The organism is Streptomyces sp. 351MFTsu5.1 (assembly GCF_000383655.1).
Taxonomy (GTDB): domain Bacteria; phylum Actinomycetota; class Actinomycetes; order Streptomycetales; family Streptomycetaceae; genus Streptomyces; species Streptomyces griseorubiginosus.
In genome coordinates this window covers 646,015-671,059 of the sequence record NZ_KB911775.1, presented here as the reverse complement: position 1 = coordinate 671,059, position 25,045 = coordinate 646,015, and the positions used below count along the sequence as shown (strand labels likewise).

General features: G+C 69.5%; 22 protein-coding genes and 2 pseudogenes. 6 read left to right on the top strand and 18 right to left on the bottom strand.

Translation table 11 applies throughout. The features are described from left to right. The first annotated feature begins 84 nt into the window (after window positions 1-84). Complete coding sequence (locus H295_RS42655) at window positions 85-4,968, top strand: DNA repair ATPase (protein ID WP_020133850.1); 4,884 nt, start codon at window positions 85-87, stop codon at window positions 4,966-4,968. Between the two features lie 105 nt (window positions 4,969-5,073). Then, window positions 5,074-5,319, top strand: a complete 246-nt coding sequence (locus tag H295_RS0102905; RefSeq protein WP_020133849.1) for a hypothetical protein — start codon at window positions 5,074-5,076, stop codon at window positions 5,317-5,319. On the opposite strand, the gene H295_RS0102900 is transcribed toward H295_RS0102905, so the two are convergent. From H295_RS0102900 to H295_RS0102875, 7 genes and pseudogenes are all read right to left on the bottom strand, one after another. After that, a complete protein-coding gene (locus H295_RS0102900; protein ID WP_020133848.1) occupies window positions 5,238-6,314 on the bottom strand; it encodes a PucR family transcriptional regulator in 1,077 nt (358 codons plus the stop codon). The two genes, H295_RS0102905 and H295_RS0102900, sit on opposite strands and share 82 nt — an antisense overlap. 454 nt (window positions 6,315-6,768) lie before the next feature. Continuing rightward, the gene (locus H295_RS0102895) at window positions 6,769-7,269 is read right to left on the bottom strand and encodes a CBS domain-containing protein (protein WP_020133847.1); all 501 of its coding nucleotides are present in this window, start codon (window positions 7,267-7,269) and stop codon (window positions 6,769-6,771) included. 118 nt (window positions 7,270-7,387) lie between these two features. Then, window positions 7,388-8,686: an SLC13 family permease gene (locus tag H295_RS0102890; protein WP_020133846.1), complete on the bottom strand. Its 1,299-nt coding sequence runs from the start codon at window positions 8,684-8,686 to the stop codon at window positions 7,388-7,390. Further along, window positions 8,683-9,135: a hypothetical protein gene (locus tag H295_RS44640; RefSeq protein WP_020133845.1), complete on the bottom strand. Its 453-nt coding sequence runs from the start codon at window positions 9,133-9,135 to the stop codon at window positions 8,683-8,685. The genes H295_RS0102890 and H295_RS44640 overlap by 4 nt, the downstream gene beginning before the upstream one ends. Continuing rightward, entirely contained in the window at window positions 9,122-10,357 is a 1,236-nt protein-coding gene (locus H295_RS0102880; protein WP_020133844.1) for a cation:proton antiporter, read from the bottom strand. The genes H295_RS44640 and H295_RS0102880 overlap by 14 nt, the downstream gene beginning before the upstream one ends. Before the next feature lie 302 nt (window positions 10,358-10,659). After that, window positions 10,660-10,785, bottom strand: a pseudogene (locus H295_RS48700) (cation:proton antiporter); the annotation flags it as partial. Between the two features lie 29 nt (window positions 10,786-10,814). Continuing rightward, the gene (locus H295_RS0102875; RefSeq protein WP_020133843.1) at window positions 10,815-11,228 is read right to left on the bottom strand and encodes a MerR family transcriptional regulator; all 414 of its coding nucleotides are present in this window, start codon (window positions 11,226-11,228) and stop codon (window positions 10,815-10,817) included. A gap of 422 nt (window positions 11,229-11,650) precedes the next feature. On the opposite strand from H295_RS0102875, the gene H295_RS0102870 reads away from it, so the two are divergent. After that, complete coding sequence (locus H295_RS0102870) at window positions 11,651-13,141, top strand: SulP family inorganic anion transporter (RefSeq protein ID WP_420706178.1); 1,491 nt, start codon at window positions 11,651-11,653, stop codon at window positions 13,139-13,141. A 261-nt stretch (window positions 13,142-13,402) separates the two neighbouring features. On the opposite strand, the gene H295_RS0102865 is transcribed toward H295_RS0102870, so the two are convergent. The 6 genes from H295_RS0102865 to H295_RS0102840 all read right to left on the bottom strand — a co-directional run bounded on the left by H295_RS0102865 (window position 13,403) and on the right by H295_RS0102840 (window position 17,863). Continuing rightward, complete coding sequence (locus tag H295_RS0102865; protein WP_043216877.1) at window positions 13,403-14,020, bottom strand: uracil-DNA glycosylase; 618 nt, start codon at window positions 14,018-14,020, stop codon at window positions 13,403-13,405. Between the two features lie 150 nt (window positions 14,021-14,170). Next, window positions 14,171-14,539 (bottom strand): hypothetical protein, encoded by a 369-nt coding sequence (locus H295_RS0102860; RefSeq protein WP_020133840.1) that lies wholly within the window; start codon window positions 14,537-14,539, stop codon window positions 14,171-14,173. Between the two features lie 544 nt (window positions 14,540-15,083). Then, window positions 15,084-15,893 carry a hypothetical protein gene (locus H295_RS0102855; protein ID WP_028808992.1) on the bottom strand — a complete coding sequence of 270 codons (810 nt, stop codon included), beginning with the start codon at window positions 15,891-15,893 and terminating at the stop codon, window positions 15,084-15,086. Then, on the bottom strand, window positions 15,880-16,539 hold the full coding sequence (locus H295_RS0102850) for an ABC transporter ATP-binding protein (RefSeq protein ID WP_020133838.1): 660 nt from the start codon (window positions 16,537-16,539) through the stop codon (window positions 15,880-15,882). The genes H295_RS0102855 and H295_RS0102850 overlap by 14 nt, the downstream gene beginning before the upstream one ends. A gap of 71 nt (window positions 16,540-16,610) precedes the next feature. Next, window positions 16,611-16,850, bottom strand: a complete 240-nt coding sequence (locus H295_RS47435) for a hypothetical protein (RefSeq protein WP_020133837.1) — start codon at window positions 16,848-16,850, stop codon at window positions 16,611-16,613. Window positions 16,851-17,347: 497 nt separating this feature from the next. Continuing rightward, window positions 17,348-17,863, bottom strand: coding sequence for a nitroreductase family deazaflavin-dependent oxidoreductase (locus H295_RS0102840; protein WP_020133836.1), 516 nt, complete (start codon window positions 17,861-17,863; stop codon window positions 17,348-17,350). A 169-nt stretch (window positions 17,864-18,032) separates the two neighbouring features. Here H295_RS0102840 and H295_RS0102835 point away from each other — a divergent pair, with 169 nt between their 5' ends. The 3 genes from H295_RS0102835 to H295_RS0102825 all read left to right on the top strand — a co-directional run bounded on the left by H295_RS0102835 (window position 18,033) and on the right by H295_RS0102825 (window position 20,546). After that, window positions 18,033-19,130: a PP2C family protein-serine/threonine phosphatase gene (locus tag H295_RS0102835; RefSeq protein ID WP_020133835.1), complete on the top strand. Its 1,098-nt coding sequence runs from the start codon at window positions 18,033-18,035 to the stop codon at window positions 19,128-19,130. A gap of 34 nt (window positions 19,131-19,164) precedes the next feature. Further along, window positions 19,165-19,701 (top strand): MarR family winged helix-turn-helix transcriptional regulator, encoded by a 537-nt coding sequence (locus tag H295_RS0102830; protein WP_028808990.1) that lies wholly within the window; start codon window positions 19,165-19,167, stop codon window positions 19,699-19,701. A gap of 155 nt (window positions 19,702-19,856) precedes the next feature. Further along, entirely contained in the window at window positions 19,857-20,546 is a 690-nt protein-coding gene (locus H295_RS0102825; protein ID WP_020133833.1) for a hypothetical protein, read from the top strand. Here H295_RS0102825 and H295_RS42645 read toward each other — a convergent pair. From H295_RS42645 to H295_RS0102800, 5 genes and pseudogenes are all read right to left on the bottom strand, one after another. Then, window positions 20,547-21,293: pseudogene (locus H295_RS42645) on the bottom strand (DUF4142 domain-containing protein). A gap of 161 nt (window positions 21,294-21,454) precedes the next feature. Next, window positions 21,455-22,159, bottom strand: a complete 705-nt coding sequence (locus tag H295_RS0102815) for a DUF4396 domain-containing protein (protein WP_020133830.1) — start codon at window positions 22,157-22,159, stop codon at window positions 21,455-21,457. Window positions 22,160-22,163: 4 nt separating this feature from the next. After that, on the bottom strand, window positions 22,164-22,409 hold the full coding sequence (locus tag H295_RS0102810; RefSeq protein WP_020133829.1) for a hypothetical protein: 246 nt from the start codon (window positions 22,407-22,409) through the stop codon (window positions 22,164-22,166). Between the two features lie 96 nt (window positions 22,410-22,505). After that, window positions 22,506-24,185 carry a chloride channel protein gene (locus H295_RS0102805; RefSeq protein WP_020133828.1) on the bottom strand — a complete coding sequence of 560 codons (1,680 nt, stop codon included), beginning with the start codon at window positions 24,183-24,185 and terminating at the stop codon, window positions 22,506-22,508. Between the two features lie 198 nt (window positions 24,186-24,383). Then, window positions 24,384-24,905, bottom strand: coding sequence for a hypothetical protein (locus H295_RS0102800; protein WP_158691008.1), 522 nt, complete (start codon window positions 24,903-24,905; stop codon window positions 24,384-24,386). Between the last annotated feature and the right edge of the window lie 140 nt (window positions 24,906-25,045).

Genomic DNA, 25,045 nt, shown 5'->3' with positions numbered 1-25,045 from the left:
CCCGATCCCGACCCGTGGTCCGGAGCTGCCGCACAGGGGACGGCAGCTCCGGACCACGTTGCTCCGACTTCCGAGAGGGACTCCATGACCACCGGGACCACCGGTCTGGACACCGGCACGTACGAGGTGCTGCGCGACCGTCTCACCGCACAGGCCGCCGAACTCGCCCGGCGCGCCGAGGCGCTCAACGCCCTGCGGACCGAGGAGTTCGGCTCCACCCGGCTGGAGCTGACGAGCACCCAACGGCTGCGCACCGAGCACAACTGCGTGCCCCGCGACATCGTCGCCGTCGGCGAGACACTGCTCTTCGGCCACAACGTCTTCCTCGGCCTGAGGCCGGAGGCGACGGTGGGCGACGTCTTCGCGCTGTACGACCGCGACCTGAACCGGCTGCCTGAGGACGCCGTGCCCGGCCTGCTCGACGATCCCGTCTTCCTCCGCGAGTTCGCCGCCCTCTACCGCTACTACCGCCAGGCCCACCTCCTCCAGCTCCGCCGCGTCGACGGCAGGTTGCTGGCCGTCTTCCAGACCGGCGAGAAGGCCGGCGACATCCGAGTCCTGCGCTGGGCACTGACCGACGACGGCCGGGCGACCTTCCTGGACGCGCGTGGCGACCGCGACCACGTCTTCCCGCCCTCCCACGACTTCGCATGGAAGCAGACGACCCGGGAGGACCACGTCCTCGGCCGTCACCCACATGTCTCCATCGAGGGTGAGGTCTTCGTCCAGACGGTCGGCGGCACCCTGACCGTCAAGGTGGAGGACAACACCGAGACCGGCGAGGGGATCCACGCCGAACCGGTCACCGAACCGCTGCAATCCCTCGCCGACGCGGACATCTCGTACGCGCGCGTAGGCCCCCTCATCCTCCTGGACATCCGCCCCTACAACGAGGACGGTCACCGCTACCTCGTGTTCAACACGCTCACCAAGAGCGTCGTCCGGCTCGACGGCATCGGCCAAGCATGCCGTGCCCTGCCCGAGGACCAGGGGATCGTCTTCCCCGGCGGCTACTGCCTTGCCACCGGGACGTACAGGACATTCGACGGCATCGACACTGCGGATCTGGAGTTCGAGCGGGTCGTGCGTTCCCCGAACGGTGAGGACGTGCTGTTCGCGTTCCACGCGCGTGTGGAGGGCCGCAGCCTGCTGCTGCCGTACAACATGATCCGCAAGGAGACCGTCACCCCGCTGTCCTGCCACGGCTGGGCCCTCTTCGACGACGGCGCGCTGATGGTGCTGCGTGCCGACAGCGATGAGCCGCAGCGCGTCCACCCGCTCCAGCTGTGGAACTCCCCGTACGTTTCCGACACCCACGCCGCCGCCCAGCACGTCGGCACCGGCCCGCTCGCCCGCGTCGGCAACGCAGACCTAGTCCGCGGCATCTCCGACTGTCTGTCCATCACGCGCGCCGTCGACGAGACCACCCCGACGAGCGAGGTCTACGAGGCACTGGCCGCCGCGTGCGGGCGGGCCACCGACTCCTACCACTGGCTGGGCGAGCCGGAACTGGGCGACCTGCACACGCCGCTCACGCAGGTCCGGGCCACCGCCGAGCAGGTGCTGGCCGAGTTCGAGACCGTCCAGGCCCTCACCCGCCAGGCAGCCGACGCGCTCGCCCGGGCAGCCGCACAAGTGGCGGGGATCGTACGACGCCTGCGCGGCGAGACCCCGCGCAGCGCCGCCGCCTGGGTCACCGGGCTGACCGAACTGCGCCACGCCCAGGGCCACCTGCTCACCCTCAAGGACATGCGGTACGCGGACACTGCCCGCATCGACGAGCTTGTCGCCGATGGGGAGGCCGACCTCGCCACCTTCGGGCAGCGGGCCGTCTCCCACCTGGCCCGAGAGGACGCGTTCGCAGGCCACCAGGCCGACATCGAGCAGCTCGCCGCCGACGCCGAGGCGATCGCCACGGTCGCGGAGGCCGCGCCCGTCGCCGCCCGTCTCGACGAACTCGCCGACGGGCTGCGCACGGTGGCCGAGGTCGTCACCGGCCTCGACATCGGCGACGCCACCGTCCGCACCTCCATCCTGGAGCGGATCGCCGATGTCCTGGGCAGCGGCAACCGCGCCCGCGCCACCCTCGACGGCCGCCGCCGCGCGCTCCTCGACCGAGAGGGACGCGCCGAGTTCGCAGCCGAGTTCGCACTGCTCGGCCAGGCCGTAATCGGCTCGCTCGCGGCAGCCGACAGCCCCGAGGCGTGCGACGAACAACTCGCCCGCATGCTGGTGCAGGTGGAGAACCTGGAGGCCCGGTTCGCCGAGTTCGAGGACTTCCTCGGCGAGCTGGCGGACAAGCGCCACGAGGTCCACGAGGCGTTCTCCGCCCGTCAGCAGACCCTCGCCGACGCCCGTGCCCGCCGCGCCGAGCGCCTGGCCGACTCGGCCGGGCGCGTCCTGCGGACGGTCGCCCGCCGCGCCGGCACGCTCACCGACGCGGACGCGATCGCCACGTACTTCACCTCCGACCCGATGCCCGCGAAGGTCCGCGGCCTCGCCGACGAGCTGCGCGACCTCGGCGACCAGGTCAGGGCGGAGGAACTGGACGGCCGCCTGAAGGCCGCCCGTCAAGAGGCGTTGCGCACCCTGCGCGACCGCACCGACCTGTACACCGCCGACGGCCGCACCCTCCGACTGGGCAGCCACCGCTTCGCCGTCAACACCCAGCCCCTCGACCTCACCCTGATCCCGCACGGCGACACCCTCGCCTTCGCGCTCACCGGCACCGACTACCGCTCGCCGGTCACGGACCCCGACTTCGCCGCCACCCGCCCCTACTGGGACCGCCCGCTGCCCTCGGAGTCACCCGAGGTCTACCGTGCCGAGCACCTCGCCGCACGCCTGCTGGCCGAACACGGATCCGAGGCTCTGGCGGAGGCCGACCTGCCCGCACTCGTCCGGCAGGCAGCGGAGGCGGCGTACGACGAGGGCCACCAGCGGGGCGTCCACGACCACGACGCGGTCCTGATCCTCACGACACTCCTGCGCCTGCACGAGGACGCCGGCCCGCTGCGCCACGAGCCCGCAGCCCGCGCCGCCGCCCAGCTCTTCTGGGCTCACGGCACGACAGCCGAGGAACGCGAGAGCTGGACCCGGCGAGCGGTGTCGCTGGCACGCGCCCGAGACACCTTCGGGTTCGCGCCTGCCATCGACGACCTGCGGGCCGAACTGGCGGAAGCCATCGGCACCCAAGCGGCGGCCGCCTACCTCTTCGAGGAGCTGACCAGCGGCCCCGACGGCTTCGTCATCAGCGTCGGCACCCGCACGCTCCTCGACAAGTTCCGCCGCACGGTGGACAGATCGGCCTACGACGACGACCTCGCCGTCCTCCCCGACCTGCCCGCGCGCAGGCAGCTGGTCGAGGCGTGGCTGACGTCGTACTCCACCTCGACCGGCGCCGAGGTCACCCCTGACGACCTGACCGAGGCGGTGACCGACCAGCTCTGCCCGGACCTGCCACGCTACGAGTCCGCCGCGACCCTGACCGCGACCGTCGAGGGCCTGCTCGGCACCCACCCGCGCATCAGCGACCGCACGCTCACCGTCCGCGTCGACGAACTCCTGGCCCGTACTGAGGACTTCCGGACACACGAGGTTCCGGCCCACCGCGCCTACCAGCGGCGCCGGACGGCGTTGGTGACCGCCGAGCGCACACGGCTCCGGCTGGACGAGCATCGGCCACGCGTCATGTCCGCGTTCGTACGGAGCAGGCTCATCGACGAGGTGTACCTGCCGCTGGTCGGCGACAGCCTCGCCAAGCAGCTCGGCACCACCGGCGAGTCCAAGCGCACCGACACCGGCGGCCTGCTGCTGCTCATCTCCCCGCCCGGCTACGGCAAGACGACGCTCATGGAGTACGTCGCCGACCGCCTCGGTCTCCTGCTCGTGAAGATCAGCGGTCCGGCGCTGGGGCACGCCGTGACCTCACTGGACCCGGCCGAGGCCCCGAACGCGACCGCCCGCCGGGAGATCGAGAAGATCAACTTCGCGCTGGAGGCGGGCAACAACACGCTGCTGTACCTGGACGACATCCAGCACACCTCGCCCGAGCTGCTGCAGAAGTTCATCCCGCTGTGCGACGCCACACGCAGTATCGACGGCGTGCGGGACGGCGACCCGCGTACCTATGACCTGCGCGGCAAGCGCTTCGCCGTCTGTATGGCCGGCAACCCGTACACCGAGTCCGGCAGCCGCTTCCGCGTCCCCGACATGCTCGCCAACCGCGCCGACGTGTGGAACCTCGGTGACGTCCTGACCGGAAAGGAGGATGCTTTCGCGCTCAGCTTCATCGAGAACGCGCTCACCGCCAACCCGGTCCTCGCCCCGCTCGCCGGCCGCGACCGCACCGAACTCGATCTGCTGATCCGCCTGGCCGGGAGTGACCCGACGGCCCGCGCCGACCGTCTCACACACCCGTACGCCCCCGCCGAGCTGGAGCGGGTCCTGGCCGTCCTGCGCCACCTGCTGACGGCCCGTGAGACGGTCCTGGCGGTCAACGCGGCGTACATCGCTTCGGCGGCCCGGTCCGACACCACCCGCACCGAGCCGCCCTTCCAGCTCCAGGGCTCGTACCGCAACCTGAACAAGATCACCCAGCGCATCCAGCCGGTCATGAACGACACGGAAGTGGCCGTACTGATCGACGACCACTACACGGCCGAGGCCCAGACGCTCACCAACGGCGCTGAGGCCAACCTGCTCAAGCTCGCCGAGCTGCGTGGCACGCTGACTGACGAGCAGGCGGTGCGCTGGGCCGAGCTGAAAGCGGCGTACGTGCGTACCCAGACCCTCGGCGGCCCTGACAGCGATCCCCTCACGCGAGCCGTCGCCGCCCTGGGTCTGCTCGCCGACCGCGTCGCGGCCGTGGAGACGGCGATCGACCGTGCCGCCGGCCCACGCCGTCTCACAGCGACCCCGGACGCCCGGCACGCGGCCCGCCCGGCTACCGCCCGCGGGGAGGGGTGAGGCGCCGCCCTCTCGTCCCTATGTCGTCGGCGCCCTGTCTGAGGCGCGTGAGACGGGCGCGCTCCGACCGACGCACGAGGACGGGTTGCTGCGTGTCGACGTGACGTGACGGGTGGCCCTCCTGACTCCGTTTATCACGCCGAAACTCGCCGAAGCCGGGACGGCGAGAACACGAACTGGTTCATCAAGGACCTGCCGCTGCTGATCGCCTTCGCCAAGAACACCCTGATCTACCCGGTCATCGTCGTCGCGATCATCTACATCCCGATCTACGTGCGGCTCGGCTGCGGCAGCTCCACGGTGGGCCAGTCGAGGAGGCGGGCGCCGATGACGGCGGTCTGGAGCATGTAGCGGTGGGCCGCGTCGGCCGGATTGGCGCCGGTGAGCTGGCGGATGCGCTCCAGACGGTAGGTCATGGCCCGCACGCTCAAAGAGAGGCGGCGGGCAGCCTCGGCCGCGACACAGCCGGAGTCGAAGTAGGCGGTCAGGGTGTCCAGGAGAGGCTGCGCACCGCCCCGCGCGGTGGTGAGCGGGCCGAGTGTGTTCACCACGAGGTCGGCCATGGCCTGGCGGTCGCGGGTGAGGACGGGGTACACGAGCATGTCGGTGGCGCGCAGGACCGGTTCGTCGAGACCCAGGCGTTCGGCCATCTCCAGGGCACTCAGGGCTTCTTCGTACGACTGGACGACCCCGCCGGGCCCGGGCTGCGGGCGACCGATGGCGACCCGGCCGCCGTCGGTGGCGGCGTGTGCCTGTTTGGCGAAGTAGGGCAGGACCTCGTTCTCGTGGCCGGGGGCTATGCACAGCAGTTGCCCGTCCTTGGTGGTGAGCAGGACGTTGCGGTTGCCGAAGCGCGCGATCAGAGCCTGTTCGACCTGCCGCGGCACCGCACTGCCCTCGTCGTACGCGGCCGGTCCCTGTGCGACCGCCACGGCGTGGGCGTGGGACAGGCGCAGCCCGAAGCGTTCGGCGCGTTCGGCGAGGCGCCCCAGGTCGCTGCGGCCGTAGAGGAGGTCGTCGATGAACTCCCGGCGGGCGGCCTCCTCCTGACGCACTGCCAGGCGCTGGGCGCGCTCGTAGCCCTCGGCGAAGGCGTCGATGACCTGCTGTACGGCGGCCAGAGTGCTGTCGGCCGAGCCGGGGACATCCGGCCAGCAGGCGCGGGCCGCGGCGAGGTGCGCGCCGACCAGGGCGCGCAGACCGTGGCCGGCGTCCGCGGCCTGTTCGCCGAGCGTGCGTCGGGACTCGATCTCCTCGCGGCTGAGACGTCGGCCGCTGGCCGAGACCTCCGCGAGGATGCGGGCATAGCCGTCCAGATACTGCTCGGGTATGTCCCGCTCCGGCACGTCGTCCCCCGCGCTCTTGATGTCTCAGTGACGCTTCTTCAACGGCCACCGGCACCCAGACCCTAATGAACTCTGCCGGTGACCGGCAATGCGGGCGTGGACAGCTTCGACGCGGACATCGATTTCGACGCCCTGGGCCGGGGCGGTGTGCTGTGGCTGGCCGTGCCGACGGTTGTACGGTGTCCTGCTCCTTGGCGCGCTGGTTCTGATCGACTGGAGGCACTCGGGGTTCTCAGGCGTGCGGCTGGTCTGGTGGGCGGCATTGGGCGTGCTGTTCACCATCATCCTGCTGCCGTCGAGGGTGGCTGCTGTGGACAACAGCCTCGACGCACGAGGACTGTTCATCCGGCGGCGCGTGTGCACGGCCCGTCTGGTGGCGGTGCGGATGGTTGACGGAGTCGCCCGGCGGCTCGTGCTCGGCGACGTGTCAGGGGGCCGGTTGGAACTCGACTGCTCACGTCGTGTCCGGTGGCCCCGCCGCTCCCAGCAGTTCGTGCAGCAGGTGTGAGGCGGTGATCACACCGAGGAGGCGTGTACGGCTCTTTTCCCGCCCACCCGACTCTGTGATGTCTCGCTCCGCGACCGCCACCAGCGGGCTGCGCACCCGGGCCATCAACGCGGCGACTTCCAGCGCGGTGTCGTCGGGATCCGCGACCGGCGGAGGTTCTGCCTTGCCGGGCAGACAGTCGCCCACCCGGCGGCCCACAAGCGCCGCGCACAGCCGGTCGGCGTGTTTCTCGTCCACCACCGCGGCGAGTGTCGGGTCCTCGATCACATAGGCGGGCACCAGCACCTTGACCATCTGGGAGGCGGGCAGGATCGCCTTCGGCTCGCCCCGTTCGTCCAGCACGAGCAGGGCCGGCAGCCGATGCTCGGCCATCAGTGTGGCGGCTTCCATGGCGTCGCTGTCGACGCTCACCGTCTCGTATTCGACCGCCAGGTCACGCGCGCGCACGGCGGGCTCCTCATCTGCTGAAAACGTTCCTGTGCCCAGGGTCGTACACTCGCCGCCCTCCAGCCAGCACGTTGCCGAGAGCCATACGCGGGCGTTCGTGCATCCTTTCACCTCCTTGTCAGGCGAGGACGAAGTAGCGCAGCCACACGTAGAGCACCGACAGCCCCACGGTGACGGCGGTGACGACCAGGCCGTACTTGGTGAACTGCCAGAAGGAGATGGGCTGCCGGTTGCGTTCGGCGATGCCGAGGACGACCACGTTGGCGCTGGCGCCGATCGCGGTGGCGTTGCCGCCGAGGTCCGCGCCGAGGGCCAGCGCCCACCACATGACATGGTCGCTCGCGCCGCCCATGGTGTGCACCAGGTCGGCGGTGATCGGGGCCATGGTGGCGACGTAGGGGATGTTGTCCACGACGCCGGAGAGCACGGCCGAGGCGGTGAGCAACAGCATGGAGCCGCCGAGTTCGTTGTCGCCGATGGCGCCCGCCAGGGACCGGGAGATCTCCCCGATCACGCCGGTCTCGATCAGTCCGCCGATCATGATGAACAGGCCCGCGAAGAAGGCGAGGGTGGGCCACTCGACCTCTTGGAGGATCTCACCGGTCTCCACGGTGGAGACGGCGATCAGCAGGCCCGCGCCGAGCAGGGCGACGACGCTGGGCTCGTAGTGCAGGACGGGGTGGAGGACGAACCCGGCGACCACCAGGACGAGGACCACCAGGCCCTGCACGAGCAGCCTGGGGTCCTTGATGGCTTCCCTCTCCTCCAGCGCCATGATCTCTTCGGCGCGTGTCCCGTCGTAGACGAACGACGTGCGGAACAGCCACCGGCACAGCAGCACGAGCACGAGGGTGAGGAGCGCGGACAGGGGGGCGAGGTGGACCAGGAAGTCGTTGAAGGTCAGGCCGGCCCGGCTGGCGATGATGATGTTGGGCGGGTCGCCGACCAGGGTGGCGGTGCCGCCGATGTTGGAGGCGAACACCTCGGCGATCAGGAACGGGGCGGCGGGAAGCGCGAGCCGCTCGCACACCAGCAGCGTCACCGGGGCGATCAGCAGCACGGTGGTGACGTTGTCGAGGAGCGCCGAGGCGAGGGCGGTGATGACGACGAGCATCACCATCACCCGGAACGGGCGGGCCCGGGCCCGCTTCACCGCCCAGATGGCCAGGTACTCGAACATGCCGGTCTTCTTGAGCACGCCGACGATCATCATCATGCCCATGAGCAGGAAGATGACGTTCCAGTCCACTCCGGAATGCTCGGAGAAGAAGGCCGACTCGTCGTCGGTGGCGCCGATGGCCAGCATCAGCGCCGCCCCGCCCAGGGCCGCGCCGACGCGATGAATCTTCTCGCTGATGATCAGGCCGTACGTGACCACGAATACGGCGATCGCCGCCCAGCCGTGCCAGTCGTTCACGTTCCTCCGACGAGTGGTTGCGTCAGGCGGGTGGCCGGGACGGCGCCCGCGAGCCGGGTGCGGTCGCCGTCGCGTTCGACGACGGCGACCGGCGGAGTGTGCGTACAGGACGTGAGGGCCGTGATGTGCATGACGCTCGTGTCCGGACCGGCCGTGGGCCGGCGCAACCTTCGGTGTGGCAGCCAATCGGCCACCGTGAGCCTGGAGACCTCTACGGACACCTCGTCGAGATCCTGGTCGTCGATCACCGCAGCGAGCGGGTCCTCCAGCGAGTACTCGGGCAGGGGCCGTCCGATGAGCGGCGAGCCGGACATGACGGCGTACGGCTGCCCGTCACGATCGACGGCCGGCAGAGCCGGTCGCTGGTGCCCGGCCGGCAGGACGGCCGCGTGGGAGACGCCGTCGATGGAGAAGGACGGGTAGGACTCGGTGAGTTCACGCGCCGACACGGCCGCTCTCCTTGCTGGTTCGGGAGAGGGGGATGCCGCCGTCCATCGCGGTGAGGTCGTCCACGTGGAACATGCGGGCGATCGGGACGTCGGTGGAGCTGGGCGCGATGATCGAGAAGGCGATGCACACGGCGATCAGTGTGAACGCCTCCTCGCCCTGCGGGATCCCTGCCTGGAGCACCAGCAGCCCGTACACGACGGAGGCGAAGCCCTTCGGCCCGAACCAGGCGGCGACCAGCTTCTCCTGCCGCGTGAACCGGGTGCCGAGCAGTGACAACAGCAGCGAGATGGGCCGGATCAGCACGATGGCCAGGACCACCACGGCGTACCCGCCGAATGACAGGTCGCCGAACAGCTGCGGTGTCAGCAGTGCGCCGAACACCAGCAGGGCCGCGAACTTGGCCAGCTCCGCCAGGGCTTCGCCGAGCGGCTCGAAGGCCGCCTTCGCCTCCAGGGAGCGCGCGGTCAGGACGGCGCCCGCGGAGAACGCGGCGAGGTAGGGGTTGGCGTGCGTGAGGTGACAGACGGCGTACAGGATGACACCGATGGCCAGCGGCAGCAGGGGCTGGAGCTTGGGCTCGGCGCCCAGCAGCCGGAAGCGGACGAGCTCGACCACGACGAAGGGGAGGACGACGCCGAAGACCAGCCCCAGGACCAGCTCCAACGCGATCTTCCCGAGATCGGCCTCGGCGTGACCGGAGGTGGGGCCGGCCGCGGCGATCAGGATGAGCACGACCGGCAGGGCGAGCCCGTCGTTGATGCCGCTCTCCACGTTCAGCAGCTGCCGCAGCTTCGCCGGGACTTCCTTGCGCCCGACGATCGCCGAGGCGAACACCGGGTCGGTAGGCGCCAGCACGGCCCCGACCAGGAACGACGTCGTCCAGTCGAGTCCGACCAGGAAGTGCGTGATGAGCGCCATCCCGACGAAGGCGATTGGCATGCCCAGCCCGAGCGCCCGGGCCGGGTTGCGCCAGTTGGCGCGCAGTTTGGGGAAGGAGACGTGCATGCCGTCGGTGAACAGCACGGCGAACAGCGCCAGGTCCGCCGTGACGGACACGATCTCGCTGTCCGGCGTGATGTGGATCAGGCCGAGGAAGCCGTCGCTGACGAGCGCGCCACCGACCAGGAAGAGCAGAGAGGTGGACAGGACGGTGCGGGCGGCGAGCCCTGACAGCAGGACCGCGATGAGCAGTGCCACTCCGAAAACCACGACGAGCACCATGACCCGGACCCCCGATCGGTGAAGAGAGTTGTCCTCCAACCGCCGACCAGACTTCCCGGCACACCGCTGGGAACCCTACACGTTCTTTACGTGGCAATGACAGGTTGTTGATGCGCACTGTGGCCGGGGGAGACATTGCCGGACTTCGGCAAGGAAGGCGCCCGCGCTTCTCGCGCTCCGCTGTCGTGCTGCTCGCCCGGCGCGGCCCGTGGGTCATGGGCAGCGCCATGCACCTGTCCGGACTCAGCTGCCTCGTGTCCGCCAGGCGTTGGTCCTTGCTCACGCGTGGCCGACGGCGTCCTGGGCGTCCGGCCCGGTGGGATGTTCGCGGGGTCGGTGTGCAGGCCGAAGAAGACGAAGAACACCGCGGCGAACAGGTCCCTCTGCAGGGCGAGCAGGCTGTAGGCGCCCTCGGTGACCTCGCCGGAAGGTGAATTGATGACGTGATGCCGCGGTTCTAGAAGTGAACGACCGATGTGTTCTGCTCCAGTCGGGCGTCCAAGGTAGCGGCGAAGTCTTCGGCGCGGGCCAGTTGGACGCGTAGCTTCTCCACCTGTTCGGCGGCCGCCTGTTGGTAGGTGCGCACGCGTTCGAGCAGGGCCTCGCGTTCGCCGTCGTCGAGTGCGGCGTGGCTGTCCAGGCGATCTGTGGCGTCCAGCAGGTCGCGCATCTGCTCCAGGGTGAAGCCGAGGGGTTTCATCCGGCGGATGACCATGAGCCGGGCGACGTCGGTCTCGGTGTAGAGGCGGAAGCCGCCCTGGGAGCGGGCAGAGGGGATGACCAGGCCGGTTTCCTCGTAGTGCCGGATGGTGCGCAGAGAGAGCTCCGTCCGCCCGGCGACCTCGCCGATCTGCATGTGCTTGTCGTCCACGCTCGCGATTCCTGGCCCTTCTCCTTCGGGCGGGTCGCCTGTACGACCCCACCAGTCTCTACTCTAACGTTAGGGTAGAGTCGTTGAGGGTGAGGGCGGGCCAGCTGTCCCGCTGCTGCCGTTCCGGGGCCTATGGCGCCCCCGGTGAGTATCCGATTCTTGCAGGAGAGAGCGTGCGTGAGCCCGTGATTTTGATCGCCGCCGCCTGCCCGCCGTGACCATTCGCCCCCTTGCGTGAGCCGCCCGGCTGCCTCGTGCGTGCCGCCCACCGCACACCTCTCCACCCTTTGTGACTTCCGGCCCGTATCCCGGGCTGTCAGCGGAGCGCCGGTCCGGCCTCCGCGCGTCCCGCACGTCCCCGGCGTTCGCCGACCGGGCGTGCCCGAGCACGACAGGTGCCCAATTCCTTGTCTTCTGTTGCTGTGTCTCCTGCCGCGCGGCTGCGCGGTCTGCGTCCTGACTGGTTGAACGACCCGAAGGTCTGGCGCACCGAAGTCCTGGCCGGCCTGGTGGTCGCCCTCGCGCTGATTCCCGAGGCGATCTCGTTCTCGATCATCGCCGGCGTCGACCCGGCGATCGGACTGTTCGCGTCCTTCACCATGGCCGTGACGATCTCCGTCGTCGGCGGCCGACGCGCCATGATCTCCGCCGCGACCGGTGCCGTTGCCCTCGTCATCGCGCCTCTGAACCGGGAGCACGGCTTCGGCTACCTGGTGGCCGCCGTCATCCTGGCCGGCGTCTTCCAGGTTGTCCTCGGCGCGGTCGGGGTCGCCAAACTGATGCGGTTCGTGCCGCGCAGTGTGATGGTCGGCTTCGTCAACGCGCTCGCCGTCCTGATCTTCATGGCGCAGGTGCCGGAGATGCACGACGTGCCGTGGGCCGTCTATCCGCTGATCGTCGCCGGGCTCGTGCTGATGGTGTTCTTCCCGAAGGTCACCAAGGTGGTCCCGGCGCCGCTCGTCTCCATCCTCATTCTCACGGTGATCACGGTGGCGGCCGGGATCTCGGTGCCGACCGTCGGTGACAAGGGAGCCTTGCCGTCCTCGCTGCCCAGCCCCGGCCTGCCGGACGTGCCGTTCACCCTCGACACCCTCACCACCATCGCGCCCTACGCGCTCGCCATGGCGCTGGTCGGCCTGATGGAGTCGCTGATGACCGCCAAGCTGGTCGACGACATCACCGACACCCGCTCCAACAAGACCCGCGAGTCGATCGGCCAGGGCATCGCCAACATCGTCACCGGCTTCTTCGGCGGCATGGGCGGCTGTGCCATGATCGGGCAGACGATGATCAACGTGAGGGTGTCGGGAGCCCGCACACGACTGTCGACCTTCCTCGCCGGTGCCTTCCTGATGGTGCTGTGCATCGTCTTCGGCCCGGTCGTCTCCGACATTCCCATGGCCGCGCTCGTCGCCGTGATGGTGATGGTGTCCTTCGCGACCTTCGACTGGCACTCCATCGCCCCCAGGACGCTGAAGCGGATGCCGACGGGGGAGATCACCGTCATGGCGCTCACCGTCGCCGTCGTGGTCGCCACCCACAACCTGGCCATCGGCGTTGTCGTCGGCACCGTCACGGCCATGGTGATCTTCGCCAAGCGCGTCGCGCACCTCGCCGAGGTCACCGCGGTCGTCGACCCCGACGGCAACACGGTTGTCTACCGGGTCACGGGTGAGCTGTTCTTCGCCTCCTCCAACGACCTGGTCACGCAGTTCAATTACGCCACCGACCCGGGCAAGGTCGTCATCGACCTGTCCAACACTCACATCTGGGACGCCTCCTCCGTCGCGGCCCTCGACGCGATCGAGACCAAGTACGCCCAACGCGGCAAGGAAGTCGAGATCATCGGTCTGAACCAGCCCAGTGCCCAGATCCACCAGAAGCTCAGCGGCGAACTCACCGGCAGCCACTGACCTCCAGCGCCGCGGTCGGCTCCAGCCAAGAGCCCTACACGGGCGAAGGGCCGCGGCAGGTGGATGTGCCGGGGCCACGATTGGAATCGAGGCTGCGGCCATGCCCACACCACCTATCGGGACATGACGCTCCTCGTTTGTCGCAGGCGCCCGGACGTGACTCCCTCGACGACAGCGCAACGTCGGGGCCAATGCACCGCCGGGAGATGGGGAAGCGGCGCCGACGTTGGGAAACCTCGGGCGGGGTCGCTTTCGCGGCAGCTACTGCTGGAGCAGCTTCGCCACCAGTTGATAGGACTCGTGTCGGTGCTGCTCCCGAGCGGCACGGACATCTGGATCCGGTGACCACAGGGCTTGCCGGCCCGGGTGATAGGTGCTGACGACCTGGTAACCGCCGTCCTGTATGAGGTGTGGGTGGGTCCTCTCGAGCCGTCGCCAGGAGTTTTGTGCGTCGACTCCCTGCAAGAGGACTACTTCGAGACGGGGAAGCAGCGCAAGCAGACGTGCCAAGACCGTTATCCCCGCCCCGCGTTCTTCGGCGTTCGGCGCACGGTTGATGTACCAGGGGTAGGCGTTCCAGGGCAGCGTGTCGCGCGCCTCTATGCCGGCCTCGGTGAAGCCGGTGCACTGCCGTTCGGCAGTGGCGTCGTCGTTTTCCACGCAGAGGAAACCCGAGCCCGTGCCGTCCTGGGTCTTGGGACCGGGATCCCGGAGAACGCTCAGCACGCGGGCCTCCATGCCTCCGTGCCAGGGCGCCACGTACGGCATCCAGCCTCGGCCGTCCTGGTCGCGCAGTTGGTCGACCATCTCGTTGACTGCGCGTACATGCGGTGCGTATCGGTCTCTTTCCTGCTCGCTACGGAAGGCGTTGTCCGCCATACGTCTGACCACGTCAGATCTCCAAACGTGCTGATCGTGCGACAAGCGTCGCCATGGGCGACGACCGACAGGTTCGCGTGCGGGGGCCCTGACGAGTGCCCAGGTGGGGCTGTGAATCCAAGGCGGACGGGCACCTGGGCCCGCCCATTCTCACAACAGGGCTTCGATGCCAGGGAGTTCACTGCGTACGAGGTCCGGTCGTGCACGCTCGCGGTCCAGGATGAGAATGAGGAAGAGACCTTCGTGGACACGGCGGTTCAGCGGGCGGATGAGGTGGAGTTCGGTGTCGAGGGTGACCAGGATGTCCTCGATCCGTTCCGGCTTGTGGCCGGTCAACTGCAGCGCGGACAGGTGCGCGCGCACCACATCGGTGCAGGCGTGGGCCGCCAGGTCCAGGTCGAGATCCGCGCGGCGGCTCTTGGTGCCCAGTGTCATGCGGCTGACGTAGTCGACGACGGCTACGCCGAGGGCTCCGTCGAGGCGCATGGCCCAGTTGAGTGCCACCTGGATCGTGGACACGGTTGCCCCTCTCGCCGGTACGCCAAATCGTCGTGCCGACCAGGCTTCCCGGCGCTCCAGAGCCGCCGCGGGTCCTTGCTTGTGCACCGTGCGGCGGTTCACCTTTGCATAATGCCATGGTTTTTGGCCGTCCGTGCCACCGATGTGGAGTCGTGACCGTGAAGGGCCGCTGGCGGCGGTCAGGAAATGGGGACTCAGCGTCTGTCGACGAGGATGCGGCGGCTCTGAACGTGGCGGAGGCCGTGGTCCGTGGTGCCGCCGTGCTCCAGGGGTGATTTGGGTGGCGTCGAGGTCGTGCGCGATGACCCTGCGATGCGGGGCGCTTCACGTTCTGGAATTCGTGGGAGCCACGCACAGGTGTAGTCCGCCCGACCACGCGGGTTGTCCGCTCGGGAACCGTCCCCCGACACGACTCTGTCGCGGCGAAGATGACTTCGAGGGCGTGGGGCCCGAGATGAGAGGCATGACTTCAGACTGGCCCCGAGACCACGGTCGTACGTCGTCTCGTGGTGCGAGTCGGATGTCCTGTCCGGGGAGTGGCCCGTTACCACGCCCTGCCTACCGAGCGGGTCCGGACGCGGGTGCGGACCCGGAAGATCAGGAGCCCCAGGAGACCGAGTCCAGTGGCCCAGGCCAGGCCGAGGGCGAGATGGCCCCACAGCGCGGTGTGCCCGAAGGCTCCGCCGGCCGCGAACTGCATCGGGCCGAAGGACGGGAACCATTGCAGGACGGGCTTGTTGGCGAGCGGGTTGCCCAGCGGGTTCTGCAGGAAGGTGTCCATCAGTCCGCCCATGATGATGAGGAAGAAGCCCTCCAGGTCACGCTTGACGAGCACGCCGAGGAGCAGTCCGAGGGCGCCGTAGGTGAGGGCGATCACCGTGAACCCGGCGAGGACGGCGAACCAGCCGCTTGCCGTCGGGCGCCAGAAGAAGAGGATGGCGAGCGCGGTGTAGAGGGCGATCGCCGCCGCGACCAGGGCGACGGCGAGGGACTTGGCGCCGACGAGGGTGGACTGCCGATATCCGGCGAAGACGAGGCGCCGGTCGAAGGCGAGCGCCTTGCGGACGGCGTCGAAGACGACGAAACCGGCGATCATCGTCACGGAGTTGAGTCCCGCGGAGATCAGTGTGAGTCGGCCGCCGTCGACATGCAGTAATTCGCCGGTCGCGTACAGCTTGAAGTCCAGCGTCTCGCCTGAGGCCAGCGCGTCCATCGCCAGGTACCAGACGGGCACGAAGAGCACGAGTAGCAGTCCGGCGAGGCGGTTGCGGGTCTGGTCGCGCACCGAGAAACGCAGGGCCGTGGGGAACTGCCCGTACAACGGCCGCTGTCGGGGAACCTCAGGCGTTGACATGGCGGTCCCCTTCGGCGGCCTTACGCAGGGACAGGCGGCCGTCGACGAGGTCGGCCAGTACGTCGAAGCGGTCCTGCTCGAAGACGAGGTGAGTGATGACCACGACGGCCTTGTCGCGGGCGCGCAGATCCTCGACCAGGTCCCAGAAGCGGAGGTAGGTCTCCCAGTCGAAGCCCTGGTAGGGCTCGTCGAGGAGCAGCACGTCCGGGTCGTGCAGCAGGGCCAGGGTGAGGTTGAGCTTCTGCCGGGTGCCGCCGGAGAGTTCGTCGACGACGGTCTGCTCGTATCGCTCGTAGCCGAGCAGGTGTACCAGTTCGTGGCCGCGGTCGAGGCCGGGCAGGCGGTGGGCGGCGGCGAAGTGGCGCAGGTGCTGTGCGACGGTCAGGCTGCCGTTGAGCACGGGGTCCTGGGGGCAGTAGCCGAGTGTGCCGGACAGGACGATCCGGCCGTGGTCCACAGGGAGGGTTCCGGCCAGCGCCTTGAGCAGGGTGGACTTGCCGGCGCCGTTCTCGCCGACGACAGCGACGAGTCGGCCGGGGGCGACGGTGAGGTCAGCACCGCGCAGGACATGGTGCCTGCCGTAGGACTTGTGCAGGTCGCGGGCTTGGAGTGCGGGCGGTGGTGCGGGTGTGGATCCGGTCGGCATGTGACGCCTCCCTGCCTTACTCGAATGCTTCTCCTTGTGGTGGTACCCGCGGGTCAAGTCCGGCGGGGAGTTCAGTCCGCGGGGGGCGCGGGTGGGGTGGGCTCGACCGCGGTGACGTGCGATGGCATGGTGGCGCCGCCCGGCCCGTCGCCCGGCACGCCCGCTCTGGTGGACAGGATGGACCAGGCGCCCAGGGCCACGGCGATCGCGGCGGCCGTGGCGACCGCGCGGCCAACGCGACGCAGCCTGGCGGGGCCGTCGAGGTCCCGCCAGAGTGGCCACAGGTCGTCCGGCTGCCATGGGTCGCCCACGGTGTTCGTCCGGTGGTCGGCCCGTGCGCCGCGAAAGCGTGGTTCCGGTCTTGCTGTCCGGTCCGGCTCATGGTGAGGGGGTTGCCGTGCGGATACCCGCTCCTGCGCCGAGGGCTCTCTTGGGGCGGACGTGCAAATGGACTGCTCGCTGTCCGTCAGGAACCTCAGCCAGACTTCGTCCGCTGTGCGAGGTACAGCGGCCGGTTCGTCCGGCACTTCTTCGCCGTCCTGCCCTGGGATGGTCACGTTCTTTCCTCCCTCTGGGCGAGGCCGGGCGACCCCGGTGGCCGTACCGGGTGTCCGGGAAACCCGCCGACGGCCGCCGAGCCGTCCTGTGCCGCGTGATTGTGCCGTCATCACTCCTGGGCGCCGGATGGCAGGCGGCCGTCGGGTCGGCCTCCCCGCAGCAATCATTGCATAGTGCAAAATTAGATCGCCAGTCACGCGCGCAGTTTTTCGCAGCGGCTGTGCGGGCGAGCTGTCGCCCTCCCGGGTGGTCAGGAGTGTCGCGTGTGCCCGCGCGGGTTCTCGCCGTCGAGGCGCACGAAAGGAATCTCCCGGCCGGCCGTGCGGTACGACGCCTCGGTGCCGTCCGCTCGAAGGTTCATGAACGTGCACAGGCGGCGGGCCGTGCGCGGGTGCCGGCGGGCGTACCCGGCCATGATGTCGGCGCCTTCCTCGGGATCGAGGAAGTGGGCGGTGACGGCGAGCGGGCGGTTGCCGACCTGGATGAGGGTCTTCGGCTGCACGCGCAGGTTCCGGTACCAGTCGGCCTTCGCGCCGAAGCCGGAGGCCACGGTCCAGCTCGCGGTGGCGGGGTCGTGGGTCACCACTTCGAGGGCCGTCATGTGATCCCGTTCGGTCACTCGGCCGGTGTGGTGCAGCAGCAGGAACCGTTTCCCGAAGAGGGGGCCCAGTCCCGCGCGGAAGAGCAGGACCGGCAGTCGCAGGGCCAGGCGCCGCCATCCGGTGGGCCGTTGCGGGCGGCTGGTTCCGGTGTCTCTGTCAGCCATCGTCGCCTTTCGCGCGTCCGGGATGCCGGCTCTCGGACTCGATTGGGTAAAGGACCTGGAGTCAGGACGGTGTCGTGGGAGCCACCTTTGCATAGTCTAAAGGTGGGGGAGGGGCGCCTGCGGGAAGAAAGGGCGGCTCTCGACAGCCGCTAGACCGCTGGAGTGTGCGATGACGGACCGGAAACCACCGTCGAGTGGGGCGGTTCTGTCCTGCACGCCGGTCGTCGTGATGGCGGTGGTCGCGGTGATGGACGTCGTGGCCGGTCCTGGCATCGGTTTCCTCCCGCTCGTCTCGCTCGGACCCGCGTTCGCGGGACTGGTCGGCGGATGGCGTCGTACGGCGGTGTTCGGGCTCGCGGCCCTTGTGCTGTGCGTGGCGCTCGGTGTGTACGACGGCCTGTTCGAGGAACGTCGCGGTTACACCGCACTGGCCTCGGTGGCCGGTGTCACCGGCGTGGGTGTAGCCGCGGCCGTGATGCGTTCGCGCCGGGAAGCGGAGCTGGCCAGTGTGCGCTCGATCGCTGAGGTCGCACAGCGGGTGCTGCTGCGGCCGGTGCCGCTGACCGCGGGTCCGCTCCAGGCGGCGGTCTCGTACACCTCGGCGGTCGCGGAGGCGCGCATCGGCGGGGACCTGTACGAGGTGGTGGCCTCGCCGCACGGCATCCGCGTGATCGTCGGTGATGTCCAGGGCAAGGGCCTGGCCGCGGTGGAGACGGCCGCCGTCGTGCTCGGCGCATTCCGGGAGGCGGCTCACGACGAGCCGGACCTGCTGGGGCTCGGCGAGCGCCTGGAGCGGAGCGTGGCCAGGGAGCTGGAAGGTGAGAAGTTCGTCACCGCGATCCTCGGCCAGATCGGCACGGACGGCGAGGCGGTCTTCCTCAACTACGGCCATCCGGCCCCTATGGTCGTACGGCGGAACGGCACCGTCGACTTCCCGCAACCGCCCTCCTTCGCTCTTCCACTGGGGCTGGGCGCCCACGGAAGCGAGGGGCCAGAGCCCTACCGGGTGGACTTCGCCCCCGGGGAACAGCTCCTGCTGTACACCGACGGAGTCACCGAGGCCCGCGACGACGAGGGGCGTTTCTACCCCGTCGGCGAACGGGCCCATCTCCTGAAGGACCCGGACGCGCATCGCGCCCTGGAGGCGCTGCGGGCGGATCTCGCCCAGCATGCAGGCGGCCCGCCCCACGACGACGCCGCGATGCTCCTGCTGCGCTACCACGGCCATGGGGGTCACGGGGAAGGAAAATCTGTTCCCATCGCGTGAGTGAGCAGGGGCTTCAGCACGGTACAAAGGAAGCATGCCGGAGCGTGAGGCCCCCACTGGGGCGATGGACGATGTGGACGTGGTGACCCGTTCGGTGCTGACCGCGTCCCGCTTGCTGGTGGCGGTCTCCGCCCGTTCCCTCGCGGCTGTCGAGGAGAGAGTCACGCTGCCGCAGTTCCGGATGCTGGTCGTGCTGTCCACCCGAGGCGCCACCAAATTGGTCACGCTCGCCGACCTGCTCCAGGTCGCGCCGTCCACCGCCATGCGCATGGTCGACCGGCTGATCGCCGCCGGGCTCGCCGACCGGCAGGCCAACCCGGGCAACCGCCGTGAGACGCTGCTGCAGCTCACCGAGGAGGGGCGCCGCACGGTCGCCGACGTCACCGCCCGCCGCCGTTCCGAGATCGCCGTGATCGTGGAGAAGCTCAGGCCGACCCAGCGGCTGGCCCTGATCGAGGCGCTGGCCGCCTTCAACGAGGCCGGGGGAGAGCCGCTCGCTCCGGCCCTGGACCAGGCGGAGCCGCACCCGCTGGGCTGGGCGATGGACGTGCCGGTCGCCCGGGACGCCTGACCCGTTCTCGAGTGTCATGGTCGGGCCGCACTTTTCTGTTCGCCGCTCATTTTGCATAATGCAAGGGAATGGTGAAGGTCGACTGGTGCTGTGCCGGTCCCCGGCGCGCCAGACCTACGGGCGGAGTAGCAGGTATGCGGCGAAGACGGCGGCTCATGGCCGTGCCGGAGCCGCACCTTGTGGCGTATCTGCGCAGCACGGTATGGGGGCCTGCCGAATTCGTCGGGCTGCCGCCGCGCCGACTGACGGCGAGGGCCGTTCTGACCGGGGGCGCGGCCGTGTATGCGGTCGTCGGTTGTGCGGTCGCCGGTTCGTGGTACGGGATCTCCTGGTTGGCCGACGGCGAGGCCGGTCTGCTGTGTGTGGCACTGCTCATTCTTCACCTCTGTGTGCGGCGCGCGGGGCGGGCGCTGGTCGGTGTCGCCGCCGTGCTCGGTATGTGTCTGGTGTTCCAGGCGCCCCAGGCCGCCGTCAGTCTGGTGCTGGCGGAACGTGGACGTGTGGAGTCCGTGGTGGTGACCTCGGTCGAAGGGGGTTCGCACGCCGTCTCCGGGCACGGTCGTTACCTGTGCTCGGTGGCTGACGAGGACGGCGTGCCTCTGAACGTTCGCATCTGGCGCGGCTGCGGGCAGGCCACCCGGCCCGGCGACGCGATCGCTGTGGTGTACGACGTGAAGGGGAGGGTGCCACCGCGAGGCGTGGAGGCCAGTTCCTCTCTGCTGGACCCGCTGCGTGAGCTGGGCGGCTGGGCCGCAGCCTTCGCCGTCGTGTCCGTGGTCGCGGTGGTGCGTTCGCACCGGCTTGCCGTGCCCGCATCCGGACCGAAGCTTGGATCCGGCAGCTGATCATCCGACGGCCGGGTTGGGGGAAGGCGTGGGTGAACTCGTGTTCACGTCCAGGTCCGGCCTGGGGGTGAGGACGACGACAGGGGAGCCCGGTTGGGGTGCGGGCGGGGTCAACTGTCCCTTCGGGAGCTTGGGTGGCGTGGTCTGCTGAAAGTTGACCTGCTGGTAGTTGACCATGCCGGTGTTCTCCAGGACCGTGATGTGGTCCAGCACCGTGTCGTTGGCCAGGTCGGCCAGCTGACGGACCAGGGTGTTCTCCGTGGTGGCGCGGATCTTGGCGATGACCGGGAAGATCTGGCCGTGCGTGACGCGCATGATGTTGACGGCGGTGGAATCGAACTCCCGGCCGACCTTGGAGTCCGCGGTCGCCACGAACTGCTGCTGCTAGGGAGACGCCTGGTTGGGCAGGGTGATGTTCAGTTCAGGAGCGATCCGGCGGCACAGCTGGTCGAGCCCGGCATGACCGACGACGAGATGTGCGCCGGCCTCTTTCATCTCCGCCGTCGTGCCCCGCTGCATCGCCAACTGGCCCAGCGGGTACTCCCACAGCCCGGCGGCACGCACCTTGACCACGAAGTCCCGATCGGCTTCGGTCAGTGATCCCCACTGGGTGCTGGCGATGATGCGGGACTGGTTCTTCGAGGCGTTCTGTACTCCCAGCAGGGACGGGTAGGCGAGCGCGGCCAAGGTGAGGACCAGGGCGCCGCCCACGAAGACGGTGCCGAACGTTTTGCCGGAGAAGGGCATGGGGCCTCCTGAGTCGCGGACGATGTGTCAGGAGGTACGGCCCGGTCGACGAATTCCGTCATTGCACTAGGCAAATTTTGCATCCCGTTGCGTGATGTGTGTCACTGAACGACGTGGGGTCCAGGCGATGGACTTTCCAGCGCGGCCACCGTCGGCCGGGGTCACATCTTCTCCTTCCATCCCGCCCGGACCAGCCAACCGTTGACGGGCCACGCGGTGAAGAAGCCGACGACCATGGCGAGTTGCATGAACAGCCAGTACGAGGCGGTCGTCTTGGCCAGGCCCGGCGCGAAGAGGACCTCCTGGTAGAACCACATGCCCGCGAACAGGCCGATCTGGAACGACACGATGGAGAAGGTGTCGGCCTTCACGGCGGCCCACAGTGCCCGCATGGGGCCGATGTCGCGCATGGGAGCGATGGTGAAGTACTGGAAGCCGATGCCGAGCAGCCAGGCGAACGAGAAGTCCAGCAGGAAGTCCGCGTACAGCGGCTTTCCGGCGAGGGTGAAGCCGGTCGCGTGGACCAGCCACTCACCGGCGATGTCCCCCAACGCGCAGCCGGCCCCGCAGTGGCTGATGGCCTTGGCCGAGCTCACCCACGCGGGCAGGTTGTCCGGATCCGGCTCGCCCTCCGCCTCGATCACGGGGCGGGAGGTGCGTCGGCCGTGGGCGGCGTAGAACCACAGGGCGACCGGGCCCCAGTACAGGGCCGTGATCGGATACACGAGGTGCATGATCCACATGCGCTGGCGTGCGCCGCGGAGCCCGATGTCCGCGATGATCGCCAGTGCGCTGGCACCGGCCAGCGCCAGGCTCACCCAGCCGAGCACCTCCAGCCAGGCCGGCGGATCGAAGTGCGCCTGCACGGGCTCAGGTCTCGTGCAGATGTGCGGAGGCCACGCGCCCCGGCCGCATGATGCGTATCTTGTGGCTCTCGCAGGCGGGGCACTGCGGGGACTGCAGGGGTGAGGGCGTGCGCTCGTTGCCCAGGTGGTAGACGGCGACGAGCCGGGCGTGCTCGTCCACCGTCACATCGATGTCGTACGTGCTCTCCCATCCGTGTCCGCACTGGAGACAGGCGAAGGAGTAGGCGCGCTGGACGTGGTGTGCTGACATGGTCCACCTCCCTGGGGGACGGTCATTCCGTCGAGGTCACCAGTACCCAGTTTTGCACAGTGCAAAATAGATGCTCGAGGTCCTCTCGGGATCCGATCACCCGACCGTGTGCACCGCGCGCAGCGCGCTCTGGTGGCTGAGCCAGCCGACCGGTGAGCCGAGTGCGGGATCGAGGACCGGGACCCCGCTGCCCGCGGCCGAGAGCAGGGTGTGGAGGGCCTGCGCGAGGGGCTGGTCGGTCGTGACGCGGGCGGGCATCTCGGCCAGGCGGCCGACCTCGACCGGGGCCGCGTCCGGCTGTTCGGTCAGCGCCTCGGCGATCGCCTGGGCGGTGACGACACCCACGTACTGCCCGGAGTCGTCGACCACCGGCAGTGCGCCGTATCCGGACAGGCCCAACAGGTCTGCCGCATCAGTGAGTTCGGTTGACGCGGACAGCGATGAAGGGAGGGGGTCCATGACGGAGCCGACCTGCTGGGCGCCGATCCGGGCTCCGGGGGCGGCGCCTTCGAGGTCGATGCCGCGGCGGCGCAGCTTGAGGGTGTAGATCGTGTCGCGGGTCAGCAGGCGGCTGGTGACGGTGGCCAGCACGATGGCCAGCATCAACGGCAGGATGATCGAGTACTCCCCTGTCAGCTCGAACAGGATCACCACCGCCGTGATCGGCGCCCGGGCGGCCCCGGCGAACACCGCGCCCATGCCCACCAGCGCGTACGCCCCCACCGAGCCGGCCGTGCCGGGCAGCAGGTGGTGGACGCCGGTGCCGTAGGCCGCGCCGAGCATCGCCCCGATGAACAGGCTGGGCGCGAACACCCCGCCCGAGCCGCCGATTCCGATGGTCAGACTGGTCGCCAGCATCTTGCCCACCAGCAGCAGGAGCAGGAAGCCCACCGCGTATCCGCCGGCGGTGGCCTTCTCCAGCACCGGGTAGCCGACCCCGTACATCTCCGGCAGGGCGAGCAGCACCAGGCCGAGTGCCAGTCCACCGACCGCGGGGCGCAGCCACTCCGGGCCGCGCCAGGCCCAGTCGCAGGCGTCCTCGATCAGGTAGAGCACCCGCGCGAACCCCACACCGACCACCGCGGCGACGACACCGAGCAGGGCGAACAGGCCGTACTGCGCGAAGTGGTCGACACGGAAGGCGGGCAGCTTCAGGAAGGCCGCATTGCCGAACGCGGCCCGGCCGATCACGCTCGCGGTGACGCTGGCCAGTACAGTCGCGCCGAACGCCTCGGCGGAGAAGGTGCCGAGGATCAGCTCCATGGCGAAGAACACCCCGGCGAGCGGCGCGTTGAAGGTCGCGGCGATACCTCCCGCCGCACCGCACGCCACCAGCAGCTTCATCCGGTGCTCGGTCGCCCTCGTCATCCGGCCCAGGGTGGAGCCGAGCGCCGAGCCGATCTGCACGATCGGTCCCTCGCGGCCCACCGAGCCGCCGGAGCCGATGGTCAGGGCGGAGGCCAGGGTCTTGACCACCGCCACCTTCGGGCTGATCCGGCCGCCGCGCTGGGCGACCGCCAGCATCACCTCGGGCACCCCGTGACCCCGTGCCTCCTTGGCGAAGCGGTTCACCAGAGGCCCGTACAGCAGACCGCCGAGCACCGGGACGATCAGGACGAAGTACGGGCCGAGCCAGGGCACGTGCGGGTTCCCGGTGCCGGGCGCGGCCGCGTAGTCCGCGTGGCCGGAGAAGAGGTGGGTGAAGGCCGTGATGCACCAGCGGAAGACGATCGAGCCCGCGCCCGCCCCCGCGCCGACCATCACGGCGAGCGCCATCAGGCCCCAGGGTGCGGTGCGCAGCCCCGTTGCTCCGTGTGCGGGGGTGAGGGTGGCTTTCGTAGTTCGGGTCCGCTCGTTCTGTTCGGCCGTCTGTCGGGCTGCCTGTCCGGCCGCCTGGGTGGTACCCATTCGTTCCCCTTCCTTACGTTTGCATTATGCAAAGCATGTCAAGGGGGTGTTGTGTCGGGGGTTTGTTCACGCGGTGGTGACCTGCGCCTGGACGCGGACGAGGCCCGCCACGCCGAACTGGAGCGCGATCGGCAGCATGTGCCGGGGCGTGATGCCGTGCACATGCCGGAGCAGCACATGTGGACCGTCGCCGTCGAAGGTGACGGTGCTCCCGTCCGGGAGCAGGATTCCCGCCGTGTCCAGCATCCCGATGCCTTTAGTCGACTTGCCGCCGACGAGTGTGCCGCGCTCTCGGCCGGGGGTGGCGACCATGCCGAGATGTTCGGGGACGCCGTCCTCGTTGCGGACGGTCATGGTGAGGGTGCCGTCGCCCGAGCGGTCAAGGTGGGCGGCGGCGTGAGTGACCGTCAGGTCGATGCCCTGGGGCCGGGCGGTGGCCTCGCCGGGCGTGCTGGTCGCTACGGCGGAACCCGGGGTGGAGGGGGTGGCGGTGGGGCTGTCGTGTGCGCATCCCGCGGTCAGGCTGGCGAGGAGGGCGGAGGTGGCGACCGCCAAGGTCATTCGGGCGCGTAGGTTGAAACCTGCCACGTTTGCATGGTGCCAATGCCGGCTGTCGAGCTCACACTGACCCTCGACCCGCTCGGCGCCCCGTTCGGCGGACTCGTGACCGGTGGCACCCCCGCACGTGAACGCGGCGGGCGGCTCTTGCGTATCCCCCTCGGATCAAG